Origin of the sequence: Soehngenia longivitae (genome assembly GCF_004684055.1) — a bacterium.
GTDB classification, from domain to species: Bacteria; Bacillota; Clostridia; order Tissierellales; family Tissierellaceae; genus Soehngenia; species Soehngenia longivitae.
Map to the genome: position 1 here is coordinate 39139 of NZ_SRIB01000007.1, position 21796 is coordinate 60934.

The window sequence follows — 21796 nt, forward strand, 5'->3', positions numbered from 1 at the left end:
GTATGTTTATAGATGTAGCAAAAATATATGTAAAAGCAGGTAAAGGTGGAAACGGAGCAGTTGCGTGGAGAAGAGAGAAATATGAACCTTCTGGCGGCCCATATGGAGGAGATGGAGGAAAAGGCGGATCAGTGATATTAGTTGCTGATGAAGGGATAAGAACATTGATGGATTATCGCTACAAAAGATCTTATTACGGGCAAAATGGAGAAGACGGAAGAACCAAAAAACAATATGGGAAAGATGGAGAAGATATTGTTTTAAAAGTACCAGTAGGTACAATTGTAAAGGATGAAAAAACTGGCAAAGCAATAGCCGACTTAAAAAAACCAGGAGAGAGCTTTGTCATAGCAAAGGGTGGTAGAGGAGGAAGAGGCAATGCGAAATTTGCTACTTCTACAAGACAAGCACCTGGCTTTGCAGAACCGGGAACTCCTGGGGAGGAAAGAAATATTATTTTAGAACTCAAACTATTAGCTGATGTTGGCTTGATAGGCTATCCAAATGTAGGAAAATCAACTTTGTTATCTGTTATATCTCAAGCAAAGCCTAAAATAGCAAATTATCATTTTACTACTTTAAAACCAAATCTTGGGGTAGTTAGAATAGGAGAAGATAAAAGCTTTGTCGTTGCTGATATACCAGGTCTAATTGAGGGAGCTTCGGCAGGCGTTGGATTAGGACATGATTTTTTAAGACATGTTGAAAGGACTCGAGTACTTGTGCATGTTCTTGATGCTTCCGGAAGTGAAGGAAGAAATCCAATAGAAGATTATTATAAGATTAATGAAGAATTATTTCAGTACAGTGATAAACTGAGAGAAAAAGTTCAAATAATTGCAGCTAATAAAACTGATATACCTTCTTCCACAAAATGGATAGAGCAAATAAAAGCTGAATTTGAGCCTCAAGGCATTGAAGTATATGAAATATCTGCTGTGACAAGTAAAGGCATAGATAGATTATTATATGCTATTTGGAATACTCTAAGTATAATACCTGTTAACTACGATACTTTTGATGAAGAGTTCATTGAAGATGAATTAGTTGAAGAGGATAAAGAATTAGTGTACAAAGAAAATGGAAAATTTATAGTAGAAGGTAAGAACATCGAAAGATTAATGCAGTCGACTTATATGGATGACTATGATTCACTCAGATATTTTCAAGACACATTAAAGAAAAAAGGTATTGTAGATAGATTAATAGAATTAGGCATAAAAGAAGGCGACTCTGTATTTATCTGCGGATATGAATTTGAATTTTTTAATTAGGAGTTGATAGTGTGATAACTGGCAAACAAAGAAGCTATCTAAAAAAAATAGCAAATACCACAGAAGCTATTTTTCAAATTGGCAAAAACGGCCTTACTGAAAATTTTATTAAACAAGTTGATGATGCACTTAATGCAAGAGAAATTGTAAAAATAAATGTGTTAAGAAATTCAGAACTAGATATTGATGAAATAGTTGAAACCTTAATAACTCAACTAAATGCTGAGTTTGTACAAAATATTGGAAGAAAGATAACAATATATAGAAAATCTAAAGATAAGATAATCAAATTACCAGACTAAGACATTGGAGATGAGATTTATGCCTATTGGTATTATGGGAGGGACTTTTAATCCTATTCATATAGGACATTTAATAATAGCAGAGTATGTTAGAGAAGAATTTAAACTTGATAGCATAATTTTTATTCCAAATGGCAACCCTCCTCATAAAAGCTATGAAAACCTAATAGATGCTAAATTACGCTTATCACTGATGGAAAAAGCAATTGCAGATAATTGTTTTTTCATTTCAAGCGATATCGAATTAAGATCTGATAAAATAAATTACACAATTGATACATTGCGAAAATTAAAATCTCAATATATTGATGATGAGCTATTCTTTATAGTAGGTGCGGATACTTTATTTGAATTAGATTCATGGAAAGATTTTGCTAATGTTTCGAAATTGACAAATTTTATAGTTTATAAAAGAGCAACATATGTTAGTGAAACAATTGATTTGAAAATCAAAAAACTAAAAAGCACTTACAGTGCGAAAGTATTTGAAAGCAGAGGCCCTTTTATTGATATTTCATCAACACTAATTAGAGATAGGATAGCTAAAGGTCTTTCCATAAAATATCTCGTTCCCGACTCAATAAGACAAGATGTGACAAAAATATATGGAGGCAATTGGTATGAACTATGATGAAATAATTAAAAATACACTCGATGAAAAAAGATATTTGCATACTAAAGGTGTTGTAAATACAGCAATTCAATTGGCAGATAAATACGGTGCGGATAAAGAAAAAGCATCGATAGCAGCCTATTTACATGATTATGCAAAACCGCTCAAATACGACGAGTCATTGATGCTAATTGATAAATTTGGTATAATTCTAGATGAAGAAACTTTAGAAAACAAAGAATTATTACATGCTCCACTTGGAATGATTATTGCCAAATATGAATTTGGCATAAGTGACGAAGAAATATTGGACGCCATCAGATATCATACTACTGGTAAAGAAAATATGCCATTGTTGACAAAAATAATTTATTTAGCTGATTTAATTGAACCTAGTCGAAACTTTGATGGTGTAGATAAGATAAGGGAACTGGCATTCAAAGATCTAGATCAAGCGTTAATTGTTTCTATGAATAATACTATTGTGTACTTAATACAGAAAAATAGTGTAATACATTCTGATACTTATAAAGCCAGAAATTACATCATTAGAAATTGGAACAGGGGGAAATAATGAAATCATTTTTCAAGATTTTTTTTAAATGGCTCATAATTTTTTTTGTTTTATTTTTTGTTATAAATATATTTATTGGGATGTCATTTGATGATTCAGATTTGACTTTTTTACTTATGGGCATAGATGCAAGCAATGTGAAAGAGGCCAAAGGGGTCAGATCTGATACTATAATGCTTTTTAATTTAGATAAAAAAAATGACAAACTATCTATAGTATCCATGCCTAGAGACACAAGAACTTCAATAGACGGTAGAAAATACAAAGAAAAAGTAAATCACTCTTTCGCATATGGAGGAGCAGAGCTTACAACTAGTACTGTATCAAATTTATTAGGAATAGATATTGACTATTATGCAGTAGTTGATTATGATTTAGTTAAAAACTTTATAGATTTAATAGGTGGCATTGAAATTTATGTTCCTGTTGACATGAAATATGAAGATCCAACAGCCAATCCACCATTGCACATTGATTTAAAAGAAGGACAACAAACACTAGATGGTGATAAGGCGCTTCAATATTTGAGATTCAGAAAAGGATATGCAAATGCAGATTTAGGAAGAATAGATGCTCAACAAGAGTTTTTGAAAGTGGTAATCAATGATACTTTAAGTCTTAGAAATATACCTAAGATTCCAAAAATGATTCAACTTTATAAATCAAATGTAGACACTAATATTCCACTTACAATGGTTATGAGATATGGGTTTAGCGCAATAATTAATTCATTAGATATAGAGACATATGTGCTTCCTGGGAGTCCTAAAATGCTTAATGGAGTATCTTATTATATTCATGACGAAGAAGCTACTAAAGAGATAATAAATCAAATATTTTATATTAACTAGTTTTTAGAGGAGGTAAAGAAAGAAAGAATGAATTTAATTGAGGATAAGTTGAACATAATTAGAAAAGCAATTGAAGACAAGAAAGGATTTGACATAGAGGTTCTTGATATCAAAAAAATTAGCTCTATTGCTGATTATTTTGTGATCGCAAGTGGAAATTCAACGTCTCAAGTGTTGTCAATTGTTGACGAAATTGAATATAAGATGACTTCAAACGGATATGAAACAATTGCAGGCAAAGAAGGATATTCTTCTGCTAAATGGATAATTTTAGATTATGACGATGTAGTCGTGCATATATTTAAAAAAGAAGATAGAGAATATTACAATCTTGAAAGATTGTGGAAAGAATATGAGAATATTTTAAAATAGGGGGTATTATTTTATGGAAATAAGCTATATTAGTACAAAAAAAGCACCAGCAGCTATAGGACCATATTCACAAGGGATTGTTGCTGGGAATTTAGTTTTCACATCAGGTCAATTGCCAATAGATCCATCTTCTGGAGATTTAGTTAATGATGATATAAAACTTGCAACTAAGACTTCACTGGAAAATGTCAAATCAATATTAGAAGAAGCTGGTTCAAGCATTGAGAAAGTAATTAAAGTAACAGTATACGTAACCAATATGGATGATTTTTCTAAAATAAACGAGGTATATTCTGAGTATTTTGCAGAACACAAACCTGCAAGAAGTTTAGTTGAGGTATCGAAATTGCCAAAAGGCGGGCTTATAGAAATTGAAGCTGTAGCAACTCTATAAAAAAGGGCTTTTAAGCCCTTTTTTATTTTGATCCATAACTCATATCTAACAATGCTTTTCTTCTTTCTCTTTTCTTTTTTCTCTGATGCTTTTTATATAAGCTATTTATAAAATAGAATATTATGACAAACCAATACCAATTGTGAAGAATATTCGTAGGGAATTTTTTGTTTGGGTTAATACTAACATCTGTAGAAGAAATAATATTAGCTTTTCCTAAAAGCTCTCCATTTAATAAATATTGAATTTCTCCTATAACCTGTCCTTTTGTAATCGGGGCAGTTATATCTTCGTTGAAAATAGTTTTTCTTTCGACATTTTGAACATCTAGCTTTGAAATAAGAAAAGAAATATTATTATCGATGATGCCAGCGACATATGGAACAGATCCATCTTTAATAGGTATGTTGTCGATAAATTGATCTTTATATCCAAACACTACATTTTCAAAATTATCAAAACCATAATTAAGAAGTTCAATTGTATCTTGATAGACTTCATTTCCATTAGCTTTTAAAACTACAGCTAATAACTTTTGATCACCTTTTTCAGCATAAGAAACTAGACAGTTTTTTGCCTCGCTTGTATATCCGGTTTTAACACCTAAAGCATAAGGATATTTAATTGGAATTAATTTGCCATCTATTTCAACTTTTTCTTGACTATATAACAATTTATTTGTCAACTTAAGATACCTTGTTTCGTTTTTAACATTTGTAGGAGGAATTTCATAACTGACCTTAGTTACTATTTCTCTAAATTTATCAAATTGCATTGCGTATTTTCCAATTAAAGCCAAATCATATGCTGAGGATACATGATAATCATCGTGAAGACCGTTTGGATTGACAAAATTAGTATCAATAGCCCCTAACTCTTTCGCTTTTTCGTTCATCATTTTTACAAAATTATCGATGCTACCACCAATATGTTTGGCGATTGCAAGAGCACAATCATTTGCTGAAGCTATAAGCATCGCATTTAATAATTGTTCCAACGTCAATTTTTCACCAAAATCAAGAGCTATATGACTTCCGTAAGTCAATTTAATAATTTCTTCATCTATAGTTACATAATCACTTAAATTTCCATTTTCCAAGGCAAGTATTGCTGTCATCATCTTTGTAGTACTAGCAGGATATAGTTTTTCGTGCATATTTTTTTGATATAGGATATGACCAGTATCATAATCAATCAGTATAGCAGCTTCAGCACCAATATGTAATAGATTGGAATTATTATTCTCTATAATTGTAGATAATGAAGAAGCCGAGGAGAAACTATACTGAGAGAATATTATAATAATCACCAATACACTACTTAAGAGTTTAAATTTTTTCAAATTACCACCACCATTTTTATGTTATTTATATTATATCAAAAAATTAAACTTATACATATATTCTACAGATATAATTATTATTTAATTATATCCTTTTAAATAGTATAATATTAATATAACTTTAGGAGGTTGTATAATATGTATTACTTTAGTAAAAGAGAAAAGATATTAATAGCGATTATTGGAATATTGTTAGTAGTGTCTATAGTTTCTTTAAACTCAGCAAATAGTAGTACTGATGAGAATGAATTAGTGATTACAAATGTTAATGATGTTAATGATGTTAATGACAAAATTGATGTAGAGGAAGATTTAGATTTACCTATGGATATAATGGTTCATATAAGTGGCCAAGTATATCAGCCCGGTATATACAAATTAGTTACTGGAGATAGAGTAATAGATGCAGTTAACTTAGCAGGTGGCTTAACTAAGGACGCTGATATAGATAGAATTAATTTAGCTAAGAAGATAGTTGATGAAGAAAAGATATATATACCTAAAGTTGGAGAAAATTTAGATTCAGGCAATGTAGAAGGCGATATGGCTAACGTGGATATAAATGGAGCTAGTGAAAACTCAAATTCAAATAAAATAAACATAAATACATGTACAAAAGAAGAGTTGATGTCATTGCCAGGCATAGGAGATGTATTATCAGATAGAATTATTGAGTATAGAAAGACGACAAAATTTAATACAATTGAAGATATCAAAAATGTAAGTGGAATTGGAGAAGCAAAATTCAACGATATCAAAGAGTTGATAATTACGAATTAAGAGGTGATATAATGGATAAGAGACTTACAAAATTGACAAAAAGTTCAGGGTGAGCTGCTAAAATCGGACCAGATATATTAGCTCAGGTTCTGAGCAATTTACCAAAGATTTATGATGAAAGATTGTTAGTTGGCATAGATACATCTGATGATGCTGCAGTTTATAAAGTGAATGATGAATTGGCAATAATTCAAACTTTAGATTTTTTTACACCTGTGGTAGACGATCCATATACTTTTGGACAGATCGCTGCGACAAATTCTTTAAGTGATGTTTATGCGATGGGAGGAGAGCCCACATTAGCAATGAATATCGTATGTTTTCCTGATTGCTTAGATCCCCAAATACTCTCAGAGATATTAAGAGGGGGATATGACAAAGTAAAAGAAGCTGGCGCGATATTAGTAGGAGGACATAGTGTTTCAGATGATGAGCCAAAATATGGTTTGTCTGTGACAGGTTTTGTGCACCCTGATAAAGTTAAATCAAATAGCAACGCTAAAGTAGGGGATTATTTGGTGCTTACAAAACCATTGGGTATCGGGATAATTAACACAGCAATAAAAGGTGAAATTGCTAGCGAAAATGCTTATAAGAAATGTGTTGATGTAATGACCAAGTTGAATAAACATGCAAAGAATGCTTGTGAAGACATTGATGGAATCAATAGCATAACTGACATAACTGGATTTGGTTTATTAGGACATGCCCTTGAAATGGCAGAAGCTAGCAATGTGAGCGTTTTTATTTACAGTAGTAATGTATATTATATTGAAGAAGCTAGAGAATATGCTAATATGGGCATAATCCCAGCTGGTGCATATAAAAATCAAAAGCATATTGGGGATAAAGTGGTATTTGAAAAAGAAGTTGATCAATATTTAAAAGATATTATGTATGACCCTCAAACGTCAGGAGGCTTATTAATCTCTGTAAATGAAGAAGATCTAACAAAATTAGAAAATAATTTAAAGTCTCTTAATGTCGATTATAGAGTAATAGGAGAAGTAAAGAATCAAGATGACCACATATTGCATGTTATTTAAAAGAAGGAGTGTTTAAGTGAGCAATAAAAAATATTATCAAATGATTCCAAAAGTAGATGAAATTTTAGCAGACGATAGAATTTTAGATATTTTAAAGACGAGTCCAAGAAAAATTGTGATTGAAGCTATTAATGAAGAAATCGATAAAATTAGATCGTTGATACAAGAAAATGAGGACGAAAACAGGATAATTACTGAGTTAAATGAATTAATTTTAAATATAATTAACAACTGTATTGCAAAGAACAAATTTAGTTTAAGAAGAGTTGTAAATGCAACTGGCGTAATAATTCATACCAATTTAGGCAGATCGCTACTTAATCCTGATATAATTGACAACATAATGCAAATTAGTACAAACTACTCTAATTTAGAATTCGATATAGAAAAAGGTAAGAGAGGTTCAAGATATTCACATTTAGAAAAGATTATCTCTCAAATAACGGGAGGAGAGGCAGCTCTTGTTGTAAATAACAATGCTGCAGCAGTATTATTGGTATTGAGCACTGTTGCTAAAGATAAAAATGTTATAGTTTCAAGGGGAGAATTAATAGAAATTGGTGGTTCTTTTAGAATTCCAGAAGTTATGGAGCAAAGTGGTGCTATTTTAAAGGAAGTAGGCACTACAAATAAAACTCATTTTGAGGATTACCTAAATGCAATAGATGACGAAACTTCATGTATTATGAAAGTTCACACTTCGAACTACAAAATACTTGGATTTACGAGTGATGTGCCAGTTTCTGAACTCAAAAAATTAAAAAGCGACAAAATATTGCTTATTGAAGACTTAGGAAGCGGAGTTCTGATAGATTTGTCTAAATACGGGATAAGTTATGAACCAACCGTATCAGACAGCATTAAAAATGGAGCTGATATAGTAACATTTAGTGGGGATAAATTATTGGGTGGACCACAAGCAGGTATAATTGTAGGAAAGAAAGAATTAATAGATAAGATGAAGAAGAACCCATTGACTAGAGCATTAAGAGTGGATAAATTCACTATATCAGCATTGGAGGCCACTTTTAGGTATTATTTAGATGAAGCCACAGCTTTATCGAATGTTCCAACGTTGAGTATGATTGTAAAGAGTATAGATGATATAGAAAAACAAGTTTTAAGAGTAATAGATATTTTAAAACCAAAGATAAATTCTGAAGAAATTATCTTTGATATAGTTGATGATTTCTCAGAAGTTGGTGGGGGTTCTTTACCATTAGAAAAGATAAATACGAAATGTTTAGCAATAGAGCTACTTAGAGGAAATATTGTAGATTTTGAAAGAAATTTGAGAAATTACGAGATACCAGTTATATCAAGAATCTTTAAGGATAGAGTTCTGTTTGATTTTAGGACGATAAGAGAAGATGAAGAGGAAATAGTTATTGAAGCTATACTTAATGCTTGTAAATATATTTAAGGGGAGTAAAAAATGAATCATATCATTATTGGTACAGCTGGGCATATAGATCATGGTAAGACAACTTTAATAAAAGCACTAACAGGCAGAGAAACAGATAGATTAAAGGAAGAAAAGGAAAGAGGAATTTCTATTGAATTAGGATTCACTTATTTTGATCTTCCAAGTGGACAGAGAGCAGGAATAATAGATGTGCCTGGACATGAAAAATTTATCAGAAACATGTTAGCTGGAGTTGTTGGGATAGACATAATTTTATTTGTAGTAGCTGCTGATGAAGGAGTTATGCCACAAACTATTGAACATTTGGCTATTTTGGATTTAATAGGTGTGAAAAATGGCTTTATTGTAATAACTAAATCAGACTTAGTAGATCAAGATTGGTTAGAATTAGTTAAAGAAGAGATAAAGGAGAGTGTAAAAGGCACTTTCCTTGAAAATTCAAAGATGATTCCGGTTTCTAGCGTAAAGAAAACTGGCATAAATGAAGTAGTAGAAGAAATAGATAGATTATCTACTTTAATTGAGCCAAAAGATACTAATGATCTTCCAAGATTGCCCATTGACAGAGTATTTACTATTCAAGGTTTTGGAACCGTCGTAACTGGAACATTATTGAGTGGGATACTTAAAATAGGTGATGAGATTGAAATATATCCTAAATCAATTATTACAAAGGTTAGAAATTTACAAGTTCATGATAAAGATGTAAAAGAAGCATATGCTGGACAAAGAGTTGCTATAAATCTAGCTAATGTAAAAAAAGATGAGATTAATCGAGGAGATTATATTGCTCCTAAAGGCTCAATGAAAGAGACTATGATGCTAGATGTAAAAGTTAAACTATTAAAAAACTTAGAAAAACCAATTGAAAACAGAACTAGATTAAAACTTTATTTAGGCACTGATGAAATAATGTGCAGGATTATTTTATTAGATAGGGATTTTTTAGAGCCCGGAGAGGAAGCATTTGCACAACTTAGACTTGAAGAAAAAACTGTTGCAAAAGCAAAAGATAGATTTATTTTAAGATTTTATTCACCTATGTTTACAATTGGTGGTGGAGAGGTATTGGTTGCAAATCCTAGTAAAAGAAAAAGATATGATGAAGATATAATAGAAGAATTAGCTTTAAAAGAAGAAGGTTCAATTATTGACCATATTGAAAACATATTAATTAATGAGAATAATATATTCTACAATACAAAAGAAATAGCTATTGAGCTATCTTTATTAGAGACAAGTATAATAAATGAGATTAAAAGATTAGAAGATGACGGAAAGGTTGTCGTCTTTGAATTAAACAAAGAAATATATCCATTACATGTAAAAAAAATAGATGATTTGATAGATTCTATAAAAACTGAATTAGAAGTTTTTCATAAAAAACAGCCTTTGAGATATGGAATTCCTAAAGAGGAAATAAGAACTAAATATCTGGGGAAAAACAAACAGAAGCTAGGTGACATAATTATAGATTATCTTATAAACAGGCAAATAATAAAGCAATCTAGAGATTTACTTTCTCTACCTGACTATGAACCTAGTTTATCCAACTCGGATAATGCTATTAAAGAAAAAATTATTGAGATTTTGGATAAAGAAGGTTTTAATTTAACAAAGACTAATGATATATTAAATCTAGACATTAACTATGATAAAAAGACAATTGAAAACTTGGTTTTTTTTATGATTAGTAAAGGTGATATAATAAAACTAGGTGAAGAATATTTAATAAGCTCTAGTAAATATGAAGCAGCAAAAAACATCTTACGAGATTATTTTAAGACAAATGAGTTTATAACGGCTCCAATTTATAGAGATCTGTTGAAAACAAATAGAAAATTTGCTATAGCATTACTTGAGCATTTTGACCAAATCAAATTAACCAAGAGAGATGATGACAAAAGATATTTAATAGAATAAATTGAGGTGTAAAAATGGGCGATAGAATCTTAGTACTAGATCCTGATACGAATTTTACTAAAACATTAAAATATAGTTTTGAACAGGACAGTTTCCAAATAGATGTTTTTTCTGATTGCGAAAATATAATTGAATTGATAGAAAAGAAACATTATGATATATTGGTAACTGAACTTCAATTATTGAAATCAAATGGTTTAACTATATGTCAAAATGTTCGTAGCTTTTCTAATATTCCAATAATCTTTATTTCTAGGGTTGATGATGATATCAAAAAAATTTTAGCTTTTGAATATGGGGCTGATGACTATCTTGTAAAACCATTTAATATATTAGAATTAAAAGCTCGGATAAAAGCTATACTTAGAAGAACATCTGACATAAAATTTGAATATAATAATGATGTTATAGAAATATCTGACATAAAAATATATACAATTGGTAGAAAAATAACGAAATCAGGACAAGAAATATCATTAACAGGTAAAGAATTTGATTTGATATATGTATTGGCATCTAATCCAGGAAAGATATTTACACGTGAAGAGTTATTAGAGCGTGTCTGGGGTTATGCGTATTATGGTGATTTGAGGACAGTTGATGTACACATTCGAAGAATAAGAGAGAAGATTGAAGATAATTCCAAAGATTCTCAATATATTATGACTAAATGGGGAGTGGGATATTATTTTAAAGAAAATAGTATTTCTAACAATTCATTTTGATTTTATATCTTAAATAATATATCAGATAACTATCTCAAAACAAGATATGAAACACTTGACAAGTAAACGCAATATGTTATACTTATTAAGGTTTTAAAATGCTTGGGAGTAGATGGGTGCTGGTGTGCCCTCTGGTCTTCAAAACCAGCGCGAGGGGTTAGGAGCCTCTTGGGTGGGTTCGATTCCCACATACTCCCGCCATTATATAAGTCACTTATGTGGCTTTTTTATTATTTAAAGCTCAATTCTAATTTTTCTTAGTTAACATGTCAATTATAACTAAAATAGCACTATTCAAAAAATCATCTAAGAATCCACCATCTAAATTTCCTTGGATGATGTCGTTACTGCCACCACCTTTTATCTCATATATTTGTGACAACTCATCAAACACATTTTTCATGTCGATTTTTAGTAGTTTAGGCTTAGAAATTGTAAACAACATGCCATTTGGTGATTCCAATGTATAAATTTGGAAAATGTCGTCATGACTATTGCTTATATTGCGTCTTATACTATCAACGTATATTGAGTCTTCATCACTGAATGATTCAATAATAAATTTATAATTATTTATTTTTTTGACTTTAGAAATCAATTCAAAAGTTTTGAGTTCAACTATTTTATTTTTTAATTTTCTATTATGTTTTTCTAGTGATTTATTATATTCTAGCACCTCATTTACTTTATTTGTTAAATTATATTCATTAGTTGAAAAATTTTTTCTAATATTATTTATTATTGAGTACATCTTTAAATAATGATTTAAAGCTCTTTGGCCAGCAATGAACTTAATTCTAATCATAGATTTATTTTTTTCAAAACCAATTATTTTTACTAATCCTATTTCTCCAGTAGAAGATACATGTGTGCCTGCGCATATTGAATAATCAAGTCCTTCTATCTCAACTATTCTAATATTTTTTTCTATAGGCACATTTTTTCTAATAAGCATATTTTTTACACCATCTTTATCAACTAAATAAAATGAAACTTTAAAATTTGACTGTATTATCTTATTTGCAAGAATCTCAGCTTTTTGAATTTCATTTTCATTTATATCTTTTGCAGATAGATCAATGGTACTATATTCATTGCCCATATGGAAACTTTCTGTCTGCCAGTTGAAGATCTTATAGAAAGCTGCTGAAAGGATATGCTGAGAAGTATGCTGTTGCATATGGTCAAATCTTCTCTCAAAATCAATTGATAATTTTACATCTAAATTGTCTATATTTCTATTTAGGACATGAACTATATCGGTATCATCTTCATACACATCTATTACCTCTATATCGTTTATGTACCCATAATCTCTAGGCTGACCGCCTGAGAAATTTGGATAAAAAATAGTTTTATCTAATTTCAAATAGCACTTCCCATCTTTGAGATATTTTTCAGTAACAGAAGCATCTATATTAGTTAAATAGGGATTTTCCCAATAGATTTTATTTGACATATCATTCAACTCCTTTGTTTAATAATACCATAAATATACTTCTATGATATAATTATACTATTAATTTGATAATTATTGAGGAGAATAAAATGAAAAGACCCTCTTTCTTATTGATATTTGGATTAATATGTGGGATATTGTTTTCTTATTATTTTGAATTGAATTATTCATTAATTGTAGGGTCCATTTTTATTGGTTTATTAATTATGTTTCTTATTGATTACAAAAGAAAACATATATTTGCTTTATTTTTTTCGTTTTTTTTAATTGGGATATTTATTTGTAATATCAATCTAATGAGCAAATTAAATAATTATATCAATGATGCTCACCAGTACATTGGCATTATAGATAAAATCCAAATTGAAGAGAAAAAAATTAAAATGCAAATTGAAATAGTTTCGGTTGACAATGTTACTTGTAGTGAGAGAATATTGCTCACAACGGATAAAGAGAAAGAATTTAGTTTAGGTCAAAAAATTAAGTTTACAGGCATTTTAAAACAAGCTAAAGAGAATACCAACCCCAAAATGTTTAACTATAAAAAATATCTTCTTAGTGAGAAAATCCACTATACTACTTATCAGGATAGTAGAAATATTTATATTTATGATGAAGAGATTCCGTTTAGATATATTGTAAGAACAAAATTTCAAAATTATGTAATTGCGAATTTTAGCAATTTGTCAAAGGATAATCAAAATTTAATGATTAGCACAATACTTGGAGACAGCAGTTATTTAGAAAACAACCAATATGACACATATAAAAATATAGGACTGTTACACTTATTAGCAGTATCGGGATTACATATAAATCTACTTGCTACGTTTATGTCTATGACTTTAGCATATCTTGGAGTAAATAGGAAGATTAATATAGTAATTTCAATTACATTAATATTTATCTACGGTTATTTTATTGGGTTTCCTCCATCGAGTGTTAGAGCTATAATTATGTTCTCGCTTAGTTTATTTGCATCATTACTTCACAAACCATATGATTCATTAAATTCATTGTATATTGCTGCTGTGATAAGTCTACTGTTAAATCCATTTTGGATTTTTAGCATAGGCTTTATATTATCGTACACTGCTAGTTTTTCAATAATTGTATTTTTTAATAAGGTTAAGGGATTATTCTATCCTTTCAAAGGATTTTTAATAGATAATCTATCTCTTATTTTATCTGTAAATCTATGTCTTATTCCATTACAAATTTTCTATTTTAATTCATTTAATTTTATATCAATACTATCAAATTTAATCATTGTTCCTATAGCAAGTATAAATTTGATAATTGGGTTTTTATCCTTATTATTTAGTAAATTAACTTATATTTTAAATATATCTATGGATTTACAAAACATTTTGACAGATGTATTTCAAAAATATACAGCACTTAATTTTAAGTTTAAAACACCTACAATTTTAGATATGACATTTTATTTTCTAATTCTATTGATCATCTATAATAGAGATATTTTATTAAATTTGAAAAAAGAAATAAAGAAAGTTATTTTCTGCTTTATTGTTTTATCTATAGCAGTATATTCTATGGATATGTATAGAAATATAGATGACATAATAGTTGACTTTATAGATGTAGGGCAGGGAGACAGTGCATTACTAAGATACAGAGGAAATAACATTTTAATAGATGCTGGAGGTTCAGCTTTCTCTGATTTTGATGTAGGTGAAAATATAACATTACCTTATCTTATAAAATCAGGAGTAAACAAACTAGATGCTTTGATTATATCGCATTTTCATGATGATCACTACAAAGGGAGTATGGCAATTATGGAGAATTTACGAGTGGATAAAATAATTTCTAATAAATATCCAACAGAAGATGAATTTTTAAAAATTATTGATAAAAACAATATTCCATTATATATAGTAAATAGCAGTAACGATATTTTTTTAGGAGGCATTAACATTGATATTTTGTGGCCGACAAATAACATTGTGTTAGATGACAATGAAAACAACAATTCCCTAGTTTGCTTAGTAAATGCTAATGGTTTTAGATTACTTTTTACAGGGGATATAGAGAAAGAAGTTGAAAAACAATTATTAAAAACAAATTTTGGGAAAGTAGACATATTAAAAGTTGCACACCATGGTAGTAACACATCATCGCTACCTGAATTCATAGATGAATTGGCTCCAAAGATAAGTATAATATCTGTTGGAGAGAATAATTTCTATGGACATCCGTCAAAACAAACTATTCAAACTCTAATAGATGCAAATAGTAGTATTTACAGAACTGATGAAATGGGACTTATTAGTGTTATAATAAAAAAAGATAGAGTTGTAATCAAGCCATATCAAGGACCTTTTTATCAGGAAGATTTAATTAAATTTTTAAATACTAGGCGAAATTATTTTTTAACGTTTATCATTTTCCTATATGTATCTAACATCACTGTCAGAATTTATCTAAATATGGAGGACAAATTACATGAATTACAATGAATTCAAACTTGCAATCAAAAAAAACAACTTTAAAGAAAAATATATATTCATCGGAGAAGAAGTCTATTTAATGGAAGAAGCACTAGAAAAGATTATAAAGGCAAATATACCGAAAGGAACAGAGGGTATGAACCTAACTAAAATAGATTTTAAAGATGCAAATATAGAAGATTTAAGAGATAGCATAGTAACTTTACCTTTTTTAGCACAGAGGAAAATAACCGTTGTTTATAGCCCTGAGGTATTAATTGAAAATTATAGTAATGATATTTATATGGATTTACTGAGTGATTTAGGAGATCACCAAGTACTTATACTGATTGATAATGGCAGAAAGATTAAAACTAACTCAAAATTGATTAAATTTTTTAAAAGCGATGAAATTATTTTGTTTGAGAAATTAAAAGGAAAAGATTTAGTAGCTTGGATTGAAGAAAAATTAAAAGCATTCAATAAAAAGATTGATTCAAAAAATCTAAGTTATTTTATTCAACAAAGTGGTTATTTGAGCAAAAATTTAGAATTGACTCTCAATGATCTAGAAAACGAGATTCTAAAAGTAGTGGCTTATTCTGAGAAAGAAATAATTGACAGGAATACAATTGATAATTCTATGATAAAATTATTAGATAAGAATATATTTGACTTATTAACATCAATAGGTGAGCAAAATGTTGATAGTTCTTTAAAAATATTTTCTGCAATATATTTAATGGATGAGCCTGTGATAAAAATAATTTATATGATAAACAGACAATTGAGATTGCAGCTAGCATATAAGAGCTATAAAAAAGCAAATTACAGTGATGAAGATATTATCGCTAAATTGGAAATAAAACCATACGAATACAATAAAATATCAGCAATAAGCAATAGATACACAATAAATAGATTGACAAAGAGTATTCAAACAGTTATTGAAACTGAAAAAACATTGAAGAGTAAAGCTACAAATGAAAAATATGAGTTGGAAAATTTAATTGTTAGGCTTGTAAGTGCAAATTATAAATAAAGAACTTCGGATTTTCCGAAGTTTTTATTACATTGCTTGATTTAATTTTTTTGTAAGTCTACTAATTTTTCTAGAAGCTTGATTCATGTGAATAACATTTTTATGAGCTGCTCTTTTTAACTTTTTATCTATAGTTTTTAGTAAAGCTCTAGCTTCATCAACTTGGTTTGCTTGCAAAGCAGATTCAAATTTTTTAATGTAAGTTTTTATTTCTGATTTTCTAGCTCTATTTAATGCAGTCTTTTTTTGAGTGACCAATATTCTTTTTTCAGCGGATTTTATATTTGCCATCGTTTCACCTCCTCATAATCTAACAAAAATTATTTTATCATCATTGCTATTATATTGCAAGGAAAATTAACAATTTAGATTAAGTAAAAAAGCTTAGAATATGAATTAATCATTATAAGGTGATTTTAATATTATTGATATATTACTTATTATAATTGATTTGTAGCTACATAGTGGTATAATATCAATAGGTTATTTGAAATGAGAGTAGGAGGAAAATTGATTGGAGCAAAACGATAATAAAAAGAACGCAAAAAGCGAGTTGGTAGAGTGGTTAAAAAGCATAGCAATTGCAATACTTATTGCAGTATTAATAAAGACTTTCGTTTTCAATACGACGTACGTAGTTGGGAATTCAATGTATCCCACATTGTATGAAAGTGATAGATTAGTAGCTTTTAAATTACCGTTGTATTTTACAGATCCAAAACCTGGAGACATAGTAATACTAAATGCACCAGATGTAGAAAATAAAGATTATATTAAGAGAGTGATTGCGGTCGAAGGCGATACTGTACAAATATTAGATGGCAAAGTTTATGTAAATGGCGAACAAATAGAAGAAAGTTATTTAATTGGGGATGAATACACTCATATTTATAGCGAGAACTATTGGATTATACCGGAAGGGGAAGTTTTTGTGTTAGGAGATAACAGAGCTGAAGGAGCCAGTAAAGACAGTAGATACTTTGGCACTGTAAAAATTGAAGAAATAAAAGGTATAGCTAAATTTAGATACTATCCTTTTGATTCAAGATTTGGTAAACTTAATTAGCCTCCCATTTAGGGAGGATTTTCGTATATAGTTTGGAGGTAAATTAATGCACGTTGATAGAGAAAACATAAGAAATTTTTCAATAATAGCCCATATTGATCATGGAAAATCAACTTTAGCAGACAGGCTTATTGAAAAGACAGGGATGATAACACAAAGGGAAATGCAAGATCAAGTTTTAGACAAAATGGATTTAGAAAGAGAGAGAGGAATCACAATTAAATTAAAAGCAGTAAGGCTTAATTATAAGGCTAATAATGGTAAAGATTATGTCTTCAACTTAATAGATACACCTGGACATGTAGATTTTAATTATGAGGTATCTAGATCTTTAGCCGCTTGTGAAGGCGCTATTCTGGTTGTTGATGCAACTCAAGGAGTAGAAGCTCAAACGCTAGCAAATGTTTATTTAGCTATTGATCAAGATTTAGAGATATTTCCAGTAATAAATAAAGTGGATTTACCAAGCGCAAGACCAGAAGAAGTTGCTCAAGAGATAGAGGATATTATTGGAATTGATGCTTCCTATGCACCACATATATCCGCTAAGGAAGGCTTAAATATAGATCAAGTTTTAGAAGGAATAGTTGAGAGAATTCCTGCACCTGTTGGTGATGAAAACAAACCATTAAAAGCTTTGATATTTGACTCTTACTATGATCCATATAAAGGAGTAACTTGCTACATAAGAGTTTTTGATGGCAAAATTTATCCTGGCATGAAAATAAAACTTATGTCAACGGGGAAAGAATTTGAAGTAACAGAGGTTGGAATAAGTACTTCAAAACAAATTCCAGTAGATTTTTTAAGTGCAGGCGAAGTTGGATATGTAGCCGCGAGTATTAAAAATGTTAAAGAAGCTAGGGTTGGCGATACTATAACAGATGCGTATAATTCGACAGATAAACCGTTTCCTGGTTATAAAAAAGTTACTTCTATGGTCTATTGTGGAATTTATCCTGCTGAAGGCGAAGATTTTAATAGTGTGAGAGATGCTTTAGAAAAATTGCAAGTAAATGACGCTAGTTTAGTATTTGAACCAGAAACATCACAAGCATTAGGTTTTGGGTTTAGATGTGGGTTTTTAGGATTACTTCATATGGAAATTATTCAAGAAAGACTTGAAAGAGAGTTTGATTTAAATATAATAACAACAGCACCAAGCGTAATTTACAAAGTTCATAAGACTGATGGTGAAATCATTGATATTCAGAACCCTTCAAATTTACCAAAACCTTCTGAAATTGATTATATAGAAGAGCCAATAGTATCTGCTTCTATTATGACTCCTTCAGAGTATGTAGGTGCAATAATGGAACTTTGTCAGAACAAAAGAGGCACATTTCTAAACATGGAATATTTGGATCAAAAAAGAGTTACTCTGAAATATGAGTTACCGTTAAATGAAGTAATATATGATTTTTTTGATGCATTAAAATCAAAAACCAGAGGATATGCTTCTTTTGATTATGAATTAAAAGGATACAACAGAAGTGAACTAGTAAAATTAGATATATTAATAAATGGAGAATTAGTAGATGCTTTTTCTATGATTGTTCATGAGGAAAAAGCCTATGAAAGGGGTAGAATTATAGCTGAAAAGCTTGTAGATGTAATTCCAAGGCATCAATTTGCAATACCAATTCAGGCGGCAATTGGGTCGAAAATAATTGCAAGAGAAACAATCAGAGCATTGAGAAAAGATGTTTTGGCTAAATGCTATGGTGGCGATATTTCTAGGAAGAAAAAGCTATTAGAAAAGCAAAAAGAGGGCAAGAAGAGAATGAGACAAATAGGTTCAGTTGAAGTCCCACAAGAAGCCTTTTTAAGCGTTTTAAAATATGATGAAAAGAAGTAGATAAGAATGAATGAACTAGGAATTTATATTCATATTCCATTTTGTATCAAAAAATGTGATTATTGCGATTTTATTTCAGTAAAACTAAATGATGGACTAATTGAGGAATACATTAATGATCTTATAAAAGAGATAGAAATTTATAGTAAGCTCATTAGTAAATATGTGATTGATTCAATATTTATTGGTGGTGGTACTCCTTCTAGTATTGACTCAAAATTCATCGGGAAAATATTCGAAAAATTATATAGTTCTTTCAATATTGATTCAAAAGCAGAAATAACAATAGAAGTTAATCCTGGCACTATTAATAAGAAAAAATTGGAGGCGTATAAGGATTTTGGAATCAATAGAATTAGTTTGGGAGCACAATCGCTGAATGATAAAATTCTACAAAATATTGGGAGAATTCACAATGAACAAGATATATTAAATACGATTAAGTTAATAAAATTAGAAGGTTTTGACAATATAAATTCTGATTTAATGATAGGATTACCTGAGCAAACATTACATGATGTCATAAGTAGTTTAGAAAAAATTATTGAGTTAAATTTAACACACATATCTTTATATAGTTTGATAATTGAAGAAGGAACTAAATTATATAAGCTTGAACAAAATGGAAAACTAAATTTACCAAATGAAGATGAAGAGAGGTTAATGTATCATGAAGCAAAGAGATTATTAGAAAAAAATGGTTATAGACAATATGAAATTTCCAATTTTTCTAAACCGGATTTCGAATGCAAACATAATCTGAAATATTGGACATTAAAACCATATGTTGGAATTGGGCTAAATAGCCATTCCAATATATGGGATTATCGATATTGGAATTATTCAAATTTTAAAGAATATCATAATTATTTAATGAAAGGGAAATTACCAATAGAGAATAAAGAATATATAAATACAATTTCAAAAATTACTGAATTTATGATACTTGGGATTAGACTTAATTCAGGTATAAATAGAGAAGAATTTAAAAGAGTATTCGGTACTGACATGGATTATTATTACAAAGATGCCATACAAAAGAATATAAATAACGGTTTAATTTTTGATGATGGGAAGAATATCAAACTAACAAGTAAAGGGCTTGACTTAAGCAATATTGTAGAATTGGATTTCTATATTTAACATAAAAATACTTGACAAAATATGAATTAGATGTTAGTTTATATATAGAATTAGCACTCAATAAGACAGAGTGCTAACAACCATCCAAGGGGTAGAGGTGATCATATGTTGGATGAAAGGAAATTAAAAGTCCTATTAGCAGTTATAGATAGCTATATAGTTACAGGAGAGCCTATTGGATCTAGAACTATTACTAAATTTTATGATTTAGGGGTAAGTTCTGCAACAATAAGAAATGAGATGTCAGATTTAGAAGATCTGGGGTATCTAAACAAGACTCATACTTCTTCTGGAAGAATCCCTTCTGATAAAGCGTATAGGTTTTATGTTGATAATTTTTTTAATAACAGCATAATAGAAATAGATAGGAACAGAAAAGAACAGATAAAGCGATATATAAAGCAAGAGTACAAAGAAATAGATCAGCTTTTAGAAGATTTGGCTAAAATCCTTGCTCATTTAACTAAATATACTGCTGTGGCACTATCACCTCAAATAAAAGAAACCAAGATAAAACATATACAATTGTTACCAATGGAACAAAATCAGATACTCTCAATCATGGTTAATGAAGCAGGACTAATTAAAAAGTCGATAATAAACTTAGAAAATAAAATATCTGAAGATAATCTTATTTATATAAGCAATTATCTTACTAGAAAATTAAAAAACAAGACATTTTCAGAACTAGTAAATGAGATTAGCAATGGGATATTAGACGATTATTTTGAGTATAAAAATGACTTGAAGAGATTAATACCTATACTTTCTGGTTTTATAGAGGACGCAGAAGACATGAAAGTCTATGCCGATGGAATAACAAATATATTGGAATTTCCAGAATATAGGGATATCGATAAAGCAAAAGAGGTCCTTTCAGTTTTGGAAGATAAGGATAAGCTTATTTTTGCACTAACTAACAATAAATTAGAAGAGATAGATGTAAAAATTGGGGAAGAAAATAGTCATGATTGTATGAAAGACTTAAGTATTATTACAGCAACCTATAATTCTGAAGGAGAGATTATTGGCAAAATTGGGATAATAGGTCCTAAAAGGATGAATTATATAGAATTAATTAAGACGATTTGGGTATTTTCAGAAAGTATTACTGACATTTTAAATGATTATTTCAATTGTAATGAGAGGTGAG

At 29.4% G+C, this 21796-nt stretch carries 21 protein-coding genes and 1 tRNA gene; 19 read left to right on the forward strand and 3 right to left on the reverse strand.

Annotated features, from left to right (window positions below; translation table 11 throughout):
• The first annotated feature begins 2 nt into the window (after positions 1-2).
• Genes obgE through E4100_RS05885 form a run of 7 tightly spaced genes read left to right on the forward strand, consistent with a single transcriptional unit; the run spans position 3 to position 4380 of the window.
• Positions 3-1274 (forward strand): GTPase ObgE, encoded by a 1272-nt coding sequence (gene obgE / locus E4100_RS05855; protein ID WP_135271099.1) that lies wholly within the window; start codon positions 3-5, stop codon positions 1272-1274.
• An 11-nt stretch (positions 1275-1285) separates the two neighbouring features.
• Entirely contained in the window at positions 1286-1576 is a 291-nt protein-coding gene (gene yhbY, locus E4100_RS05860; protein ID WP_135271100.1) for a ribosome assembly RNA-binding protein YhbY, read from the forward strand.
• Positions 1577-1595: 19 nt separating this feature from the next.
• A complete protein-coding gene (gene nadD / locus E4100_RS05865) occupies positions 1596-2207 on the forward strand; it encodes a nicotinate-nucleotide adenylyltransferase (RefSeq protein ID WP_167792089.1) in 612 nt (203 codons plus the stop codon).
• Entirely contained in the window at positions 2197-2763 is a 567-nt protein-coding gene (gene yqeK, locus E4100_RS05870; protein ID WP_135271102.1) for a bis(5'-nucleosyl)-tetraphosphatase (symmetrical) YqeK, read from the forward strand. Before nadD ends, yqeK begins: the two co-directional genes overlap by 11 nt.
• Positions 2763-3614, forward strand: coding sequence for an LCP family protein (locus tag E4100_RS05875; RefSeq protein ID WP_135271103.1), 852 nt, complete (start codon positions 2763-2765; stop codon positions 3612-3614). Before yqeK ends, E4100_RS05875 begins: the two co-directional genes overlap by 1 nt.
• Before the next feature lie 27 nt (positions 3615-3641).
• Positions 3642-3986: a ribosome silencing factor gene (gene rsfS / locus E4100_RS05880; protein WP_135271104.1), complete on the forward strand. Its 345-nt coding sequence runs from the start codon at positions 3642-3644 to the stop codon at positions 3984-3986.
• A gap of 13 nt (positions 3987-3999) precedes the next feature.
• Positions 4000-4380, forward strand: coding sequence for a RidA family protein (locus E4100_RS05885; RefSeq protein ID WP_135271105.1), 381 nt, complete (start codon positions 4000-4002; stop codon positions 4378-4380).
• 22 nt (positions 4381-4402) lie between these two features.
• Here the strand turns inward: E4100_RS05885 and E4100_RS05890 are convergent, their stop codons facing one another.
• Positions 4403-5722, reverse strand: coding sequence for a D-alanyl-D-alanine carboxypeptidase family protein (locus E4100_RS05890; RefSeq protein WP_135271106.1), 1320 nt, complete (start codon positions 5720-5722; stop codon positions 4403-4405).
• Positions 5723-5860: 138 nt separating this feature from the next.
• On the opposite strand from E4100_RS05890, the gene E4100_RS05895 reads away from it, so the two are divergent.
• The 6 genes from E4100_RS05895 to E4100_RS05920 all read left to right on the forward strand — a co-directional run bounded on the left by E4100_RS05895 (position 5861) and on the right by E4100_RS05920 (position 11823).
• Complete coding sequence (locus E4100_RS05895; protein ID WP_135271107.1) at positions 5861-6502, forward strand: helix-hairpin-helix domain-containing protein; 642 nt, start codon at positions 5861-5863, stop codon at positions 6500-6502.
• Positions 6503-6513: 11 nt separating this feature from the next.
• Positions 6514-7548, forward strand: coding sequence for a selenide, water dikinase SelD (selD, locus tag E4100_RS05900; RefSeq protein ID WP_135271108.1), 1035 nt, complete (start codon positions 6514-6516; stop codon positions 7546-7548).
• A gap of 16 nt (positions 7549-7564) precedes the next feature.
• Positions 7565-8971 carry an L-seryl-tRNA(Sec) selenium transferase gene (gene selA, locus E4100_RS05905; RefSeq protein ID WP_245196368.1) on the forward strand — a complete coding sequence of 469 codons (1407 nt, stop codon included), beginning with the start codon at positions 7565-7567 and terminating at the stop codon, positions 8969-8971.
• Between the two features lie 12 nt (positions 8972-8983).
• The gene (gene selB / locus E4100_RS05910; protein WP_135271109.1) at positions 8984-10897 is read left to right on the forward strand and encodes a selenocysteine-specific translation elongation factor; all 1914 of its coding nucleotides are present in this window, start codon (positions 8984-8986) and stop codon (positions 10895-10897) included.
• A gap of 14 nt (positions 10898-10911) precedes the next feature.
• Complete coding sequence (locus tag E4100_RS05915; RefSeq protein ID WP_135271110.1) at positions 10912-11622, forward strand: response regulator transcription factor; 711 nt, start codon at positions 10912-10914, stop codon at positions 11620-11622.
• A 104-nt stretch (positions 11623-11726) separates the two neighbouring features.
• A tRNA-Sec gene (locus E4100_RS05920) sits at positions 11727-11823 on the forward strand.
• A gap of 46 nt (positions 11824-11869) precedes the next feature.
• Here the strand turns inward: E4100_RS05920 and E4100_RS05925 are convergent.
• Entirely contained in the window at positions 11870-13081 is a 1212-nt protein-coding gene (locus E4100_RS05925; RefSeq protein WP_135271111.1) for an alanyl-tRNA editing protein, read from the reverse strand.
• A gap of 89 nt (positions 13082-13170) precedes the next feature.
• Here E4100_RS05925 and E4100_RS05930 point away from each other — a divergent pair, with 89 nt between their 5' ends.
• Together E4100_RS05930 and holA are read left to right on the forward strand one after the other, a co-directional pair.
• Complete coding sequence (locus E4100_RS05930) at positions 13171-15564, forward strand: DNA internalization-related competence protein ComEC/Rec2 (protein ID WP_135271112.1); 2394 nt, start codon at positions 13171-13173, stop codon at positions 15562-15564.
• A complete protein-coding gene (gene holA, locus E4100_RS05935; protein ID WP_135271113.1) occupies positions 15551-16576 on the forward strand; it encodes a DNA polymerase III subunit delta in 1026 nt (341 codons plus the stop codon). Before E4100_RS05930 ends, holA begins: the two co-directional genes overlap by 14 nt.
• Before the next feature lie 27 nt (positions 16577-16603).
• Here the strand turns inward: holA and rpsT are convergent, their stop codons facing one another.
• A complete protein-coding gene (gene rpsT, locus E4100_RS05940; protein WP_135271114.1) occupies positions 16604-16867 on the reverse strand; it encodes a 30S ribosomal protein S20 in 264 nt (87 codons plus the stop codon).
• Positions 16868-17090: 223 nt separating this feature from the next.
• Here rpsT and lepB point away from each other — a divergent pair, with 223 nt between their 5' ends.
• The 4 genes from lepB (at position 17091) to hrcA (ending at position 21795) form a co-directional block, all read left to right on the forward strand.
• Positions 17091-17642 (forward strand): signal peptidase I, encoded by a 552-nt coding sequence (gene lepB / locus E4100_RS05945; RefSeq protein ID WP_135271115.1) that lies wholly within the window; start codon positions 17091-17093, stop codon positions 17640-17642.
• A gap of 46 nt (positions 17643-17688) precedes the next feature.
• A complete protein-coding gene (lepA, locus tag E4100_RS05950) occupies positions 17689-19500 on the forward strand; it encodes a translation elongation factor 4 (protein WP_135271116.1) in 1812 nt (603 codons plus the stop codon).
• A 6-nt stretch (positions 19501-19506) separates the two neighbouring features.
• Positions 19507-20643, forward strand: a complete 1137-nt coding sequence (gene hemW, locus E4100_RS05955) for a radical SAM family heme chaperone HemW (RefSeq protein ID WP_135271117.1) — start codon at positions 19507-19509, stop codon at positions 20641-20643.
• A gap of 105 nt (positions 20644-20748) precedes the next feature.
• Positions 20749-21795, forward strand: a complete 1047-nt coding sequence (hrcA, locus tag E4100_RS05960; RefSeq protein ID WP_135271118.1) for a heat-inducible transcriptional repressor HrcA — start codon at positions 20749-20751, stop codon at positions 21793-21795.
• The last annotated feature ends 1 nt before the right edge of the window (position 21796 follow it).